General features: G+C 37.0%; 14 protein-coding genes. 11 read left to right on the top strand and 3 right to left on the bottom strand.

Features of this window, described 5'->3' with window-relative positions; translation table 11 throughout:
• The first annotated feature begins 12 nt into the window (after positions 1 to 12).
• From BMW38_RS06565 to BMW38_RS06520, 9 genes are all read left to right on the top strand, one after another.
• Positions 13 to 858 carry a zinc-ribbon and DUF3426 domain-containing protein gene (locus BMW38_RS06565; protein ID WP_092706737.1) on the top strand — a complete coding sequence of 282 codons (846 nt, stop codon included), beginning with the start codon at positions 13 to 15 and terminating at the stop codon, positions 856 to 858.
• Between the two features lie 376 nt (positions 859 to 1234).
• On the top strand, positions 1235 to 1504 hold the full coding sequence (gene fis / locus BMW38_RS06560) for a DNA-binding transcriptional regulator Fis (protein WP_001086304.1): 270 nt from the start codon (positions 1235 to 1237) through the stop codon (positions 1502 to 1504).
• 85 nt (positions 1505 to 1589) lie between these two features.
• Positions 1590 to 3164, top strand: a complete 1575-nt coding sequence (gene purH, locus BMW38_RS06555; protein WP_092707137.1) for a bifunctional phosphoribosylaminoimidazolecarboxamide formyltransferase/IMP cyclohydrolase — start codon at positions 1590 to 1592, stop codon at positions 3162 to 3164.
• 126 nt (positions 3165 to 3290) lie between these two features.
• The gene (gene purD / locus BMW38_RS06550; RefSeq protein ID WP_092706734.1) at positions 3291 to 4574 is read left to right on the top strand and encodes a phosphoribosylamine--glycine ligase; all 1284 of its coding nucleotides are present in this window, start codon (positions 3291 to 3293) and stop codon (positions 4572 to 4574) included.
• Positions 4575 to 5063: 489 nt separating this feature from the next.
• Positions 5064 to 5936 carry a MetQ/NlpA family ABC transporter substrate-binding protein gene (locus tag BMW38_RS06540; protein ID WP_004643345.1) on the top strand — a complete coding sequence of 291 codons (873 nt, stop codon included), beginning with the start codon at positions 5064 to 5066 and terminating at the stop codon, positions 5934 to 5936.
• A 75-nt stretch (positions 5937 to 6011) separates the two neighbouring features.
• On the top strand, positions 6012 to 7037 hold the full coding sequence (locus tag BMW38_RS06535; RefSeq protein ID WP_003652515.1) for a methionine ABC transporter ATP-binding protein: 1026 nt from the start codon (positions 6012 to 6014) through the stop codon (positions 7035 to 7037).
• Complete coding sequence (locus BMW38_RS06530) at positions 7034 to 7729, top strand: methionine ABC transporter permease (protein ID WP_092706732.1); 696 nt, start codon at positions 7034 to 7036, stop codon at positions 7727 to 7729. The genes BMW38_RS06535 and BMW38_RS06530 overlap by 4 nt, the downstream gene beginning before the upstream one ends.
• A 157-nt stretch (positions 7730 to 7886) precedes the next feature.
• A complete protein-coding gene (gene gloB / locus BMW38_RS06525; RefSeq protein ID WP_092706730.1) occupies positions 7887 to 8618 on the top strand; it encodes a hydroxyacylglutathione hydrolase in 732 nt (243 codons plus the stop codon).
• A gap of 357 nt (positions 8619 to 8975) precedes the next feature.
• Complete coding sequence (locus BMW38_RS06520) at positions 8976 to 9179, top strand: hypothetical protein (RefSeq protein ID WP_003652518.1); 204 nt, start codon at positions 8976 to 8978, stop codon at positions 9177 to 9179.
• Positions 9180 to 9342: 163 nt separating this feature from the next.
• Here the strand turns inward: BMW38_RS06520 and BMW38_RS06515 are convergent, their stop codons facing one another.
• Together BMW38_RS06515 and BMW38_RS06510 are read right to left on the bottom strand one after the other, a co-directional pair.
• The gene (locus BMW38_RS06515; RefSeq protein WP_003652519.1) at positions 9343 to 10641 is read right to left on the bottom strand and encodes a dicarboxylate/amino acid:cation symporter; all 1299 of its coding nucleotides are present in this window, start codon (positions 10639 to 10641) and stop codon (positions 9343 to 9345) included.
• Positions 10642 to 11087: 446 nt separating this feature from the next.
• The gene (locus tag BMW38_RS06510; protein ID WP_092706728.1) at positions 11088 to 11660 is read right to left on the bottom strand and encodes a TetR/AcrR family transcriptional regulator; all 573 of its coding nucleotides are present in this window, start codon (positions 11658 to 11660) and stop codon (positions 11088 to 11090) included.
• A 134-nt stretch (positions 11661 to 11794) separates the two neighbouring features.
• Between BMW38_RS06510 and BMW38_RS06505 the strand changes: the two genes are divergently transcribed.
• Positions 11795 to 12997, top strand: a complete 1203-nt coding sequence (locus tag BMW38_RS06505; RefSeq protein WP_213031112.1) for an MFS transporter — start codon at positions 11795 to 11797, stop codon at positions 12995 to 12997.
• Between the two features lie 225 nt (positions 12998 to 13222).
• On the top strand, positions 13223 to 13876 hold the full coding sequence (locus BMW38_RS06500; protein WP_092706724.1) for a glutathione S-transferase family protein: 654 nt from the start codon (positions 13223 to 13225) through the stop codon (positions 13874 to 13876).
• A gap of 46 nt (positions 13877 to 13922) precedes the next feature.
• On the opposite strand, the gene BMW38_RS06495 is transcribed toward BMW38_RS06500, so the two are convergent.
• Positions 13923 to 15074: a sterol desaturase family protein gene (locus BMW38_RS06495; RefSeq protein WP_092706722.1), complete on the bottom strand. Its 1152-nt coding sequence runs from the start codon at positions 15072 to 15074 to the stop codon at positions 13923 to 13925.
• Between the last annotated feature and the right edge of the window lie 114 nt (positions 15075 to 15188).

Here is a 15188-nt window from a genome sequence, read left to right as displayed (position 1 = left end):
ATATTTTAACTCATGAATGAAAAACAAACCCGCTGCCCTAAATGCTTAACAGTCTATAAAGTGTCTCTTACTCAATTAACTGTTGCTCAGGGTATGGTTTGTTGCCCTAAATGTGATTCGAGCTTTAATGCACTCACCCATCTGATTGATATTGAACAGCCTGTCATGGTTAACTCATCTACATTAGTCAACGGTTCAATGCAAAATAGATATATGACACATTCTCACGTGTTAGATATCTTTGATCAAAAAGTTGAGAATTCAAATATTGATCTTTTAACCTATCTCAACAACTTAAATTATTTTCACAACGAACCTATTAACGCTCTACCAAATCTTAATTTAGCTGAACAAGCATCTTCACAAGAACAAGACAATAATAAAAAGCATAGCTGGTTGTACTACACGCTCTGGAGCTCTGCCAACCTTATTTTAATTTTAGTCTTCACTTTTCAAATTCTCTGGTTTAACCCTAAGCTCATGCATGCAAGCCCAACCGTCAGCCATGCATTTAATTATGTATGTGGAATACTGCACTGCAATAAGTCAGCTGAACAATATCAACTTATTTATATAGAAAAGTTAAAACTCCGCAAAGTTGACACAAGTCATACGCAATTTTCAGGCATATTGCTTAATCAGAATGATAAAAGTATTGAACTTCCAAACCTAAAGTTGAGTTTTGCAACAGAGTCAAACAAAACAGAAGAAATTATATTGACGCCTCAACAATATCTTGTTGAAAACTTACGAGGTATTCAGCGCATTCCCTCGAATACCCCTTTCCGATTCCAATTTGAGCTAAACAGAAGCAAAAAAAGCCTACTAAATTATCGATTAGAAATTGTCCACCCCTAAAATGTAAAAAAAGTGAAAAAAAAATAAAAAAAAATGCAGTTAATTTGCTCACTTTTTCCTAGACAATGGTATGATACGCGCCACGAAAGCTTTGACTCATATACTCCTCGCTCTCAATCCAAAAAAAATACTGTTAAGCATGTGTGCTTTTCTACATTAAGCACATAGCCTAACTTTTTTTGTTTTTGAGGGAGCTGTAACAAATATTTAACTATTGTTACGCTTATTTTTTATTCAATACGAAGAAATATGGCAAGCTAATTGTTCTTATGTTTTAGAGTCACTGTTTTAGGATCTAAAACAGGACTCCGTATTTTTAGACCACATTTATATACTACTTTATCCAAGCTAGTATTTGATTTTCGGATTAACTCGCATGAATAGCAAATCTCCTATTTTTACTGCACAATCTGATGTTGCTCTTCGCATCCACGTGGATCGCGCAGTTCGTCATTATTTTGCACAATTGCAAGGTGAGCAGCCATCTCAGGTATATGACATGGTGCTAGCAGAAATGGAGAAACCTCTTTTATCTGTAGTTCTTGAATATACACGTGGTAATCAGACCCGTGCTGCAGAGATTCTTGGACTCAACCGTGGCACTTTACGCAAAAAGTTAAAAGCTCACGGTTTGATGAGTGAATAAATGATAAAATGCTCACGACGTCGTGGGCATTTTTTTATGCTTATTGGTTTTAATCCGTAGACTTGAAATTGTTGAATTAAACATCATGACTATTAAACGTGCTTTGATTTCTGTATCTGACAAGACAGGAATTGTCGAATTTGCTCAAAACCTTGCAGCTTTAGGGGTAGAACTATTATCTACAGGCGGCACATACAAGTTGCTTAAAGATAATAATATCGCTGTGGTTGAAGTATCTGAACATACTGGCTTCCCTGAAATGATGGATGGTCGTGTTAAGACATTACATCCAAAAATTCATGGCGGTATTCTCGCTCGTCGCGGTTTAGACGAAGCAGTAATGGAAGAACACAACATTGATCCGATTGATCTTGTTGTTGTGAACCTTTATCCATTCGCTGCAACAGTTGCAAAACCTAACTGTTCACTTGCTGATGCTATCGAAAATATCGACATCGGCGGTCCAACAATGGTTCGTGCTGCTGCTAAAAACCACGCTTCTGTCGGTATTGTGGTAAATGCTTCAGATTACGATACAGTTATTACTGAATTAAAAGCTGCTGGTTCACTTTCTTATGAAACACGCTTCGATTTAGCGGTTAAAGCATTTGAACATACAGCTCAATATGACGGCATGATCGCTTCTTACCTAGGCGCTCGCGTTGGTAAGACCGAAGGCGAAGCTGATTTATTCCCTCGTACGTTCAATACTCAATTGAACAAAGCACAAGATTTACGTTACGGTGAAAACCCACATCAATCTGCTGCATTTTACGTTGAAGCAAATGCAAAAGAAGCGTCAGTTTCTACGGCAAAACAGTTACAAGGCAAAGAATTGTCTTATAACAACATTGCAGATACAGATGCTGCACTTGAATGTGTGAAATCATTTGCAAAACCTGCTTGTGTGATTGTAAAACACGCTAATCCTTGTGGTGTTGCTGTTTCTTTAGACGGCATTAAAGCTGCTTATGATTTAGCTTATGCGACTGACCCAGAATCTGCTTTCGGCGGTATTATTGCATTTAACCGTGAGTTAGATGTTGCAACTGCTCAAGCAATTGTAGAGCGTCAATTCGTTGAAGTAATTATTGCTCCAAGTATTGCTGATGGCGTGCTTGAAGTTACTGGCGCTAAGAAAAACGTACGTGTTTTAGTTTGTGGCGAATTACCTGCGATTGACGCACGTACACCACAACTTGACTACAAACGCGTTAATGGCGGTTTATTAGTTCAAGATCAAGACTTAGGTATGATTACTAAAGATGATCTTAAAGTAGTAACCAAATGCGCACCAACTGAACAAGAAATTGATGACCTCATCTTTGCTTGGAAAGTTGCGAAATATGTAAAATCAAATGCAATTGTTTATGCGAAAAACCGCCAAACTATTGGTGTAGGTGCAGGTCAAATGAGCCGTGTTAACTCAGCTCGTATTGCTGCCATTAAAGCTGAACATGCTGGTTTGGTTGTTGAAGGCGCTGTAATGGCATCTGATGCATTCTTCCCGTTCCGTGACGGTATTGATAATGCTGCTAAAGCTGGCATTAAATGCATTATTCAACCAGGTGGCTCTATGCGTGATGAGGAAGTTATTGCAGCAGCTGATGAAGCTGGTATTGCGATGGTCTTCACTGGTATGCGCCACTTCCGCCACTAATTTAAATTTAGTCCTCCCTAACCCTCCTTTCATTCAGGAGGGTTTTCCACAATAATGGAGCTAACTCTCCACCTTGAGGGATATGAGGGGGATGAAAAAGGATTAAAGTTAAGGAACAAATTAAAAATGAATATTTTAGTTTTAGGTAGTGGTGGTCGTGAACATGCTTTAGCATGGAAAATTGCGCAAGATACCAATGTTACTCAAGTTTTGGTTGCACCAGGTAATGCTGGAACTGCAACAGAAGACAAATGTCTTAACGTTCAGCTTGATATTTTAGACAACCCAGCAATCATTGCTTTTGCTAAAGAAAATAATGTTGATCTTATTATTGTTGGTCCAGAAGCACCATTAGTTAATGGTGTGGTAGATGCTGCACGTGAAGCAGGTTTAAAAATTTGGGGACCTACTCAATATGCAGCACAGCTTGAAGGCTCAAAAGCATTTGCTAAACACTTTTTAAAGCGTCACAACATTCCTACTGCTTTCTATGACGTTTTCACTGAAGTAGATGCAGCTAAAGCTTATGTTGAAAAAAATGGTGCACCAATTGTAATTAAAGCTGACGGCCTTGCTGCTGGTAAAGGTGTAATCGTTGCAATGACCAACGAAGAAGCTTTTGCAGCAATTGATGACATGCTTGCGGGCAACAAATTTGGTGATGCTGGTTCACGCGTAGTGATTGAACAGTTCCTTGCAGGTGAAGAAGCCTCTTTCATTTGTATGATTGATGGTAAAAATATTTTACCAATGGCAACTTCACAAGATCACAAGCGTATTTTTGAAGGCGATCAAGGTCCTAACACTGGCGGTATGGGCGCATACTCTCCTGCTCCAGTTGTAACTTCTGACATTTTTGAACGTGTTATGTCTGAAATCATGCACCCAACCGTAGAAGGTATGGCTGCTGACGGACATGTTTACACTGGTTTCTTATATGCTGGCCTAATGATTGATGAGCAAGGTCAACCACGTGTGATCGAGTTTAACTGTCGTTTTGGTGACCCTGAAACCCAACCGATCATGATGCGTTTAAAATCATCTCTTGTTGAATTGGTAGAAGCTGGTATTGCTGGTAAGTTACCAAAAGAAGCTGAATGGGATGAACGCAAGTCAATCGGTATTGTACTCGCAGCAGAAGGCTATCCAGATAGTGTACGCAAAGGCGATGTAATTTCAGGTATCGGACAATCACCTGAAGATACTAAAATTTTCCATGCAGGCACTGCAACTCGTGAAGATGGTCACATCGTGACTTCTGGTGGTCGAGTTCTTTGTGTAACAGCATTAGGCGACAGCGTTCTGGAAGCACAAATTAACGCGCTAGAAGTATGCGGACAAGTTAACTTTACGGGTATGCAATACCGTAGCGACATTGGCTACCGCGCAATCGCACGTGAAAAAGCTTAAAAACTTCACAAGTTTAAAACTTTAATGAAAAGCCTCTATATAGAGGCTTTTCTATCATGTGACACAATATAAGCAAATCGTATAAATCTTTATTATATTTCTAAAGATATCAATAAATAAAAAAGAAGCCCCCTATATCAAGCACACTTTTATTGATATGATTAGCACAACGTTGGAACTGTCAATAAACACTGCTGTTTTAATAATTTTCATAGTGACTTGCTCTACACATTATGACTGTAGAGAGTTTTTAATGTTCTAAGTTTATGAACACTCGTTTGGCTAATGTTTGGGGATTAACTGTTTGGGGAAACAGTTTTTGTTTATAAAACAATTACCCTCTCTTACCGCCAAAATATGCAAGCAAATTATGAAACCCCACCAAAAGATACCAGAGTTTAAACCAGTTGTAATTCCAACTCCTCCCATTTCATATAGATATAGATCAATACTTATTTTTCTATATCTCCTCAATCAGGACTTTTTTAAATGAAAAAGCTGATCAGTCTTTTTTTAAGTATGTCAGTAGTGCTATTGGCAGCATGTGGTAAACAAGAAAGTGCTCCACAAACAAACCAAAACAATGATAGCTCCCAAGTACAAACGGTAGTAATTGCCTCTACAGGTTCAGATGCTGATATTTGGCGTTATATCGCAACGTTGCCTGAAACCCAAGCTGCTGGCTTAAAGTTAGAAGTGAAAAACTTCACAGACTATGTTTCTATGAATGCTGCCATTGCAAACAAAGAAGTAGATCTGAACGCTTTCCAATCTTATGCTTATCTTGTTGCATTTAATAAATCAAACCAAGATAAAATTGCACCAGTTTCTACCACATATCTTGAGCCAATGGGTATCTATTCGAGTAAACACAAAAAAGTTGATGAGCTCGCAGAGGGCGCAATTATTGCAATCCCAAATGATGCTGCCAACGAAGCTCGTGCTTTACTTTTATTACAAACAGCTGGCTTAATCAAACTTAAAGCTGATTTTAACCCAGCTCAAGGCAGTCCAAACGATATCATCGAAAATAGTAAAAAGATCGATATCAAACCAATCCAAATGGCAACTGCATTACGTATTAAAGACGAAGTTGATGCCGTTGTATTAGGTAACACCTTAGCAATGGAAGGTGGTTTGAACGTACTCAAAGATTCTATTTTCTATGAGCCTGTTGATCAAAGCACACGACTTAATGTCAACGTTCTTGCAACTGCTGATTCACGTAAAAATGATGCAGTTTTGCAAAAAGTTGGTCAGCTATATCACAGTGCAGCAGCTAAAAAATATGTAACAGAGCGTTTTGGTGGAACAAAAGTTGACGTAGATCAACCAATCAGCTATCTCTCAGAAGCTAAATAGTAATATAATAGCGGAAACGTGAAACAGGCAAATTCTCTTTGCCTGTTTTTTCTTTCCAGCATAGCTTCTGACGATATGATTCAATTTAAAAACATTTCAAAGCACTATCAGCTCAAAAGTCAAACCATACGCGCACTCGACCAAATCAATTTAGAGATTCCAGAGGGCAGTATTTTTGGCATCATTGGCTATAGTGGTGCAGGTAAAAGTACCTTAATCCGCCTGATCAACCTACTTGAGCGACCAACAGAAGGTCAAATCATTATTAATCAGAAAGATTTCACCGCTTTGGATGCACGCTCATTACGTCAGGAACGTGCAAGTATTGGCATGATTTTTCAGCACTTCAATCTGCTACAAACCAAGACGGTTGCTGAAAATATCGAAATGCCAATGCGACTACTGAATTACAATAAAGTAGAACGTGAAAAGCGCTTAAATGAGTTATTAGAGTTCATTGATCTTAAGCATAAAAAAGATGCTTATCCAGATGAACTTTCTGGCGGACAAAAGCAACGTGTCGGTATTGCCCGTGCTTTGGCAAATCATCCAAAGATTCTTTTATGTGATGAAGCAACCTCTGCCCTAGACCCGCAAACCACCAAGTCAGTTTTAGAACTACTCAAGAAAATTAATCAAGAGCAAAAAATCACGATTGTTATGGTGACCCATGAAATGGATGTCATTGAAACTATTTGTGATCATGTGGCTGTGATGGAAGCAGGTAAAGTCATTGAACAAGGTTCAACGATTGATATCTTTAGTAAACCTCAACATCCAACCACTAAAAACTTCATTCAAACTGTTTTACATCAACAGTTGCCTGTGAATATTTTAAATCAGCTCGAAAACCAACATCATCATAGTATTTACTGTTTACAGTTTTTAGGGCGTTCTGCTCAAGAACCTGTAATTCAGTCACTGATTAAAAAATTCGATATTAGCTTAAATATTTTATTTGCCAACATGACTGAAATTAATGGCACAGTCATTGGTCAAATGTTTGTGCAGCTTTTAGGTGATCCTCAGCTAATTAAACAAGCTATTGAGTTTTTGGAACAAAATGAAGTAGGTGTAGTTCAATCAGGAGATCAAGTATGAGAGATTTAATCGTACAGTGGTTAACTGAACTTACTCAACCTTTCTGGCACAGTTCCCTTTCTATTGATCAGTTCGTAACAGCTTTGCAAGAAACCTTTCATATGGTTTTCTTTGCACTTTTGTTTGGCGGAATTTGGGGATTTATTCAGGGAATTATGTTATTAGTTACCCGTCCAGAAGGCATTTTACCCAATAAAGTGATTTATCATTTACTTAATCCAATTGTAAATGCTTTACGTTCTCTTCCTTTTATTATTTTACTCATTGCAGTGATTCCTCTTACTAAGCTATTAGTAGGTACTTCAATTGGTACGTGGGCAGCTATTGTTCCATTGACTATTTACGTTGGCCCTTACATGGGACGTCTGATTGAAACTTCATTGCTTGAAGTAAATGAAGGGATTATTGAATCTGCTCAAGCGATGGGTGCTACACCTTGGCAAATTATCTCTCGCTTTATTTTGCCTGAAGCACGTAGCTCACTCATTTTAAACCTTACCACAGCGACAATCAGTCTTATTGGTGCAACCGCCATGGCGGGTGCAGTTGGCGCAGGTGGTATTGGTGATTTAGCGATTTCTTATGGTTATCAACGTTTTGATACTAGCGTTGTGATTTTAACAGTCATTATCCTATTGCTATTAGTACAGATTGTACAAACGCTAGGAAACTGGCTCGCCAAGCTCCGTTAAATCATCCATACAAAAAAGCTCTCGTTTAGGGGGCTTTTTTGTTTTATATCACCCTGTTCTTAAAGACAGTTGAGAGCATGGCTCAATACCATTTTCTGGTATGATCAGAATTAGTCATTATTCATTTACTCTTTGGATTTAGTTTCAGGATAAAACAATGCGTTATAGAATTCATTTTATTGATGTGCAGAATGCCCTCCAAAACTATATCTGGATTTTAGAAGATACTGAAACCCAAGAAGCTGTTGCAATCGACCCAACAGAAGCGGAACTGGTAACTCAATTTTGTCAGAACAATCAGTTAAATTTAAAACAAATTTGGCTTACTCATTGGCATAAAGACCATATTGGGGGCGTTGCTGATTTAACGGCTGCCCAAAATATTACTGTGTATGGCCCACGCGATGAGCTCACAAAAATTCCGGGAATTACTCACCCCTTACAACATGACGATCATCTAAAATTTAATGATTTAAAAGTAGAGATTATTGCAACCCCAGGTCATACCTTAGGGCATATTGTCTATTTTATTGAAGAATTAGAAGCTGTATTTTGCGGTGATACCTTATTTGCAATGGGATGTGGTCGATTGTTTGAAGGTACGGCTGAACAAATGTATCACTCATTGAGTCGTTTAGCAGCATTACCAACCCATACAAAAGTATATTGCACGCACGAATATACGCTTTCAAATGCCGAATTTGCCTTAACGGTAGAACCGCATAACCATGCCTTATCAGAACGAGCTGAAGAAGTCCGTGAGCTACGTAAACAAGGATTAATCACCCTACCAAGCACGATTGAACTTGAATTAGCAACCAACCCCTTTCTTCGCGCAGAAAGTGTTGAAGACTTCGCCCACCTGCGTGCTCTTAAAGATAATTTCTAAAATTAAGCTTTTAAAGAAGATACAGGTTCATTTTTAAGAACTGTATCTTTTTGCTTATTACCTGTTGCCTGTAATTATTTTTTACATTTACTCTATTTTTTATTTGTTCATTATTTTAAAAATATCATTGAATTTTTATTTTTTAAAAACCACCACACAAACAGCTCTTTAAATAAAAAGTTATTATTTTTTAGTTACATAACAGACTCATAATTTTATAAAAATGAAATCTTTTATTTCTTTATCTTACTTTTTTTACAAGTTGCAAAATAAAAAAAAGTTTTTCCCCTTTAAAAAATCTAATTAAAACCCTATTAATAAATAAGATGTAATGCCACGGATAGAAGGAGTTCTCACGTGAAAAAGGTTGTTAAAGCTAAAAATTTGATTGCGTTTCGTATTTGGTTAGAAAAGTTAGGGTATTCAGTTAAAAATCTTGCTGACGGGAAAGGTTTTACTTTTAGTTTTAAAAAAGAATATGGTTTGGTGACCTGTGAGTTAGCAGGTAATTCATTAGCTATGCAATTAGGTGAAGAGTTTGAGGATCACTTAAAAGCATAATTTTTCACGACTCGATTTTAATTACAGTAATGTCTTTGTTGAAAGAAAAGTAATGTTGCAGAACTTTAGAATGGCTTAATTAAAATATATTTTTAGTTATTAAAAAAATCTGTAGCAGGGCTACTCTCCCAAATTGCCCTTAGCTACAGATTTTTTTGTAAGGTTAATCTGCTTTAGGGTTCTTTAATGCTTTATCAAGAAGATCTTTATCTAAAGCTTTATCCCAACGTGCCACAACAATTGTTGCACATGCATTACCCACTAGATTTGTTAAAGCACGGCACTCAGACATAAAGCGGTCAATGCCAAGAATTAAAGCCATACCCGCGACAGGAACAGCTGGTACAACCGATAAAGTTGCAGCTAGAGTAATAAAGCCTGCACCAGTCACCCCTGCTGCCCCTTTAGAACTTACCATTGCGACTAAAAGCAATGCAATTTGCTCACTAATTGATAAATCTACATTACAAGCTTGCGCAATAAACAGAGCCGCCATAGTCATATAGATATTCGTACCATCAAGGTTAAATGAATAACCTGTTGGAATGACCAAACCTACAACTGATTTTTCACAACCTGCTTTTTGCATTTTGTCCATTAAAGATGGCAAAGCTGCTTCAGAAGAACTTGTTCCTAAAACCAACCAAAGTTCATCTTTGATATAACGAATTAAATGAATAATTGAAAAACCGTTATAACGAGCTACTGCACCTAAAATTACTAGAATAAATAATACAGCAGTAATGTAGAACGTCATGATTAACAGTAATAAATTACCAATTGATTCGATTCCATACGCACCGATCGTAAAAGCCATTGCACCAAAAGCACCGATTGGGGCAAGCTTCATTAACATACCAACCAAGTAGAAAACTGGAGCTGTTAAGTTATTTAAGAAATCGGTAATTGGACGTGCTCGGTCACCCAAAGCAGCCAAAGAAATACCAAATAGCACCGCTACAAATAACACCTGTAAAATCTCGCCACCAGCCAGAGGACTGACCAATGTTTGCGGGATAATATTCATGAAGAAGTCGGTAATATTTGTTGCGTGCGCCTTTTCAACATAAGTATTTACTTTGTCGTTGACTAAGGTAGCTGGATCAATGTTAAGGCCTTTACCCGGTTGGATAATATTTGCCACAATCATACCAACTACAAGAGCCAAGCTTGAAAAGGTTAAAAAGTAGAGCATAGCCTTACCAGTTACACGGCCAACACGGCTCATGTTTGTCATACTGGCAATGCCTGTAACAACAGTTAAAAAGATGACGGGAGCGATAATCATTTTAACGATCTTGATGAATGCATCACCAAGTGGTTTTAAACTTTCGCCAAGTTCTGGGTAAAAATGACCAATTAAAATGCCCAAAATAATTGCAAAAATGACCTGTACATACAAAATTTGGTGAAATTTCTGTTTTTTCTGTACTGCTTCTTGGTCAAGGGTATTGAAATCCATTATCTAAATACCTTTTCGATGGGGATAAAAAAATAAAATATAAAGCAAGCACCACAAGCTGCTTTAACAAGGAAAAGCCATTGTAAAGAATAAAAAACACCCTGTGTCATAAATTTAAAAAATGTTAAATTCAAAAATCATGCGTTAAATTGTATAGAATACATTTTATTTTTAGGCTTTAAATATCATAAAAATAGTTAATTTTTTAAATAAGCTATTATTTATATTAAAATTTTACAACATAAAAAGTGATAAAACCCACCATAGGTGCTTGTGTATCCACCCCAAGCCAATCATTTAGTAAATAAATGATTTTGTGTAAAACATATGAATTATAAATTATGAAAATTTATTTTAAAAATAATAAGAAAAACTGATATATGATTTCTTAATAAGAAACCGCCTCTATTTCTTGTTAAATATTTAGCCTAATAGGCCGCTATAAATTAATTAAAATTGGGATGAGCCTTAAATAACCGCTCTAATAAAATATGGACATAGTCCAAGCATAAGGTGCGGTCAGTGAATAAGATTCTAAACAGCATTGGAGCAATAACGGCTTCGATAATTTCTTGATTCGATATGGTTGATTCATGACGTAGTCTTGCTCGAGCTTGAATAATATCGAGTTGCTGAATAATTAAGGTTTCGCATTGTCGGGCATTTGAAGATTCAGCTGCATATAAAACATCACGTAGTAAGACCTGTCCTACTTCAGAAGAATACTCTTCAAAATACTGTTCGACCCATGCGGTAACATCAAGTTGAAATGAACCTAAATCTTTTGGCTCCATATCGGGTTTGAGTTCATTTAGAGCAACGTCTGAAAATAATTGATTAATGTCTCCCCAACGGCGATAAATTGTTGAAGGTGTTACTCCTGCCTCCTGAGCAATCATGGGTATGGTGATTTGGCTTTGCTCCAATGTTTTTTGAAGCTCTTTGACTGCTTGATGTACCGCAGTTTGAATTCTTTCACTACGGCCGCCTGGTCGCAACCCAGTAACAACTTTTGCCATTAATCAGCTCTACTTCAATAAAAAATAATTAAAATATTATTTGCATACACAAAATACACTAAAGCTAAGGATTTGCTTTAGTGTAAAAATAATGTATAAAAGCTAAATATTCGCTTTTATGTTATTCATCTTATATGAACAATTCAAGTTCGAAACGGTCTAGATCTGTTTTTCGGTTAGATTCAAGAGTCGCGTTGACCTTAAACACGATCACGCTCATGACATTTATGGCCGCGTCCAGCTCACCGACTCCTCTATATCGCTTGTATCAGCAAGCATGGCAATTTTCGCCTGTTACATTAACCTTAATTTTTGCGACCTACGCGTTTACCTTACTTGCCTCTTTACTCATTATTGGCTCTTTATCTGATTATATTGGACGTCGACCTGTCATTCTTTCGGCAATTTTTCTGCAAATCGTTTCAATGAGCTTTTTCCTTTTTGCCTCAGATGTTTCTATGCTATTTATTGCTCGTGGGCTGCAAGGCATCGCGACCGGACTTGCTGTTTCTGCCATAGGAGCCGCAATTTTAGATTTCAGCAAGCATCAAGGATCCCTGATTAATAGTATTGCTCCAATGGTCGGTATGGCAGCTGGCATCTTTATTACATGTACTATTTTGCAATTCTCAGCTCAACCTTTGCAGCTCGTTTTTGAGCTTTTATGTGTTCTATTTGCATTTCAGCTCATTTTAAGTTTTTTTAATCCTGAAACTGCGCAAAAAAGATCGGGTGCACTTGCTTCTTTAAAACCCAACATGGCTATTCCTCATCAAGCAAGAAGTGCTTTATTAAGCATTAGCCCTATTAACATTGCACTTTGGATGGTCAGTGGTTTTTTCTTATCACTTATGCCCTCTTTACTCGCAAAGATTTTTCAAACCTCTTCTGCATGGCTAAACGGAATTATGTTTATGGCGCTTGCACTTTCAGGTGCAGCCGGCATATTAACCCTAAGAAAATCTACAAATTTTCGTATTTTGCTCACGGGTACCTTATCCATTATTATTGGGGCAACCGTTTTATTTTTAGCGATTAATTTTACAAGTGCAGTGGTTTTATTTTTAGGCTCTATTATTACTGGAGTGGGTTTTGGTACCGCTTTTATGGGAGCAATTCGCACAGTCATGCCGCTTGCGTTACCAGAAGAACGTGCAGGTCTTATGGCCGCATTTTTTGTTGAAAGCTATTTGGCTTTTAGTATTCCGGCAATTCTTGCAGGTTATTTTGTGGGTAAAATTGGACTTATGAACAGTGCTAATATTTATATGAGTTTAATTATTGGCCTTGCTCTGATTGCCCTTGTGATGATTTTTAAAAATATTAAAAGCAAATAATGATTTGTAAAAAAGTCAGCCTCAAATGAAGCTGACTTAAACAATTTAAAACAAATAATACTTAAATAAATAATTTAGCTTCTGATTGCTACATTCATATCTATTCAAATTCGTTAGACTATTTTTAATATCAAGATTCACTCGCAAGATGGGTTTAGATGCGAAATAAGTAAAAGGCTCAAAAGTACGTTTGAGTTATCATTATAAAATATAAGGAAATTTATCATGAATAATTTCATTTTAACAACTTTTGATTGGGTTCCAGAATTACCACGAGGTTTTGTAAGAGATATAAGGATAAGATGGGCATTAGAAGAGGCAAAAATGCCCTATAAAATAAATAGCGTATCTTTTTATGAGCGAGGAGCTGATCATTTTGCTCACCAACCTTTTGGGCAAGTTCCTTGGTTAACAGATGGTGATATTTCAATTTTTGAAAGTGGCGCTATCTTATTTTATCTGGGTGAACGTAGTCGTGTACTTTTACCTACAGATCCGAAACAGCGTAATGAAGTTATAGAATGGTTATTTGCAGCACTTAATTCAGTAGAAATGGCGAGCCTTCCTTGGGCTTTATTAAGATTTTCTAATGCTCAGACAGATACTCCCGCACACAAACAATTTGATGCCTTTCTTCAGTCTCGCCTTCAACATATGGAGTCATTTCTTGCAGAGCGCGAATGGCTAGCTCAGTCATTTTCTATTGCCGATATTGTTATGGCTGACGTATTACGCTTGGTGAATAAATTTGATGGGTTGACAGAATTTCCCCATTGTCTCGCATATGTTCAGAGAGCGACTATACGCCCTTCTTTTCAAAAAGCGCATGCTGACCAAATGGCTCATTTTGCAGCGGCAGATGCCAAGAAGAATGCTTAAACATGTCATTTAAGCATTCTACATTTATTAAGCTAAAACTTAAGATTTACTGATCACGCCAAGGTTTTAAAAACCGCTTTACATACTTTTTAAAAGGCCAAGTAAACTGTTTTACAAAACTATTTGGGATTTTATAGCCAACCGTTCCATATACACTTGCCAAATGACTTGGCATATAGACCGTTTTAAAAATAACATCATAGAGTGGGATAAAAGCAGCATAATTTTTATCAATCGCTGGTTTTTCTGAAGAATGATGCCAATGGTGGAATTCTGGTGTTGCAATAATCCAGCGTAAATATGGAAAGCGAAAACGCACATTGGAATGAATAAAAATAGCGTGAAACGAAATAAAAACTAAATAAGCAAAAACAGCTGAAGTATGAAAACCTAATAGGAAAATTGGTAAAGTCGCAATAAAGCGAGTCATCAGTACTTCTATGACATGTAAACGAGAAGATGCTAACCAATCCATATATTCAGTCGAATGATGAATCGCATGAAAGCGCCATAAGAAATTAACTTCATGCATGGCGCGATGCAACCAATACACCGTAAAATCAACCACAATCAGTAGCTCAATAAATTGCAGCCAAATTGGTTGAGCTTGTACATAAGGTACAATCGGGTTATCAGGCAGGTGCGTAATCCAATATTGAATTGGCATAACCGTTAAAAAGCTGAATAGTTGAATCCCAACATGGCTGACCATGAAATATTTCATATCGGTCACCCAGCCAACTCTTAATATTTTTTGTTCAGGATTTTTAGCAAAAAAGCCTTCAAGCGGAATAAAGACAAACGCTAAAATGAATAAGGTCAGTACAAAATAATCGATACCTGCATAAAACGGTACACTTGGTAAAACGGGTGCTTCAATTACACCGCAACCCAAAACTGCTGCCACAAGTGAAAAACATAGCCCGTAGAACCCATATCGGTTTTGACGAACAATCGCGCTAAATGCACCAAAGCCAGCACTAATCACAATGCTTGTAATCAGGCCATAATAGAAAAGATTATAGTGCTTTGCGTAAAGAGGACGAAGTTCTGGTGTCGTTAATACACTGGGAAATAAAAAACATAAAGCACCAAATAAACAAAGTAAGCTGAGTGACATTGAAATAAAGGCGCTGATTTTCCCTAAACCTGCGTTAAGTTCTAAATTTTCAAATTTTGCTCTTAATTGATCGGTCATAATTCGTATCAACAGTTCTTATTGTGTATGCCGCGAATGCTATCAAAATTTAATAATAAATTGGAAAGAACTTTAACTTCTCAGATCAGATCCATTAACCTGAAAATTAAATTT

The sequence above is a fragment of the Acinetobacter sp. yr461 genome, from assembly GCF_900110445.1.
Lineage (GTDB): Bacteria > Pseudomonadota > Gammaproteobacteria > Pseudomonadales > Moraxellaceae > Acinetobacter > Acinetobacter calcoaceticus.
The sequence above is the reverse complement of the archived record's forward strand: the minus strand, read 5'-3'. Positions and strand labels throughout refer to the sequence as shown.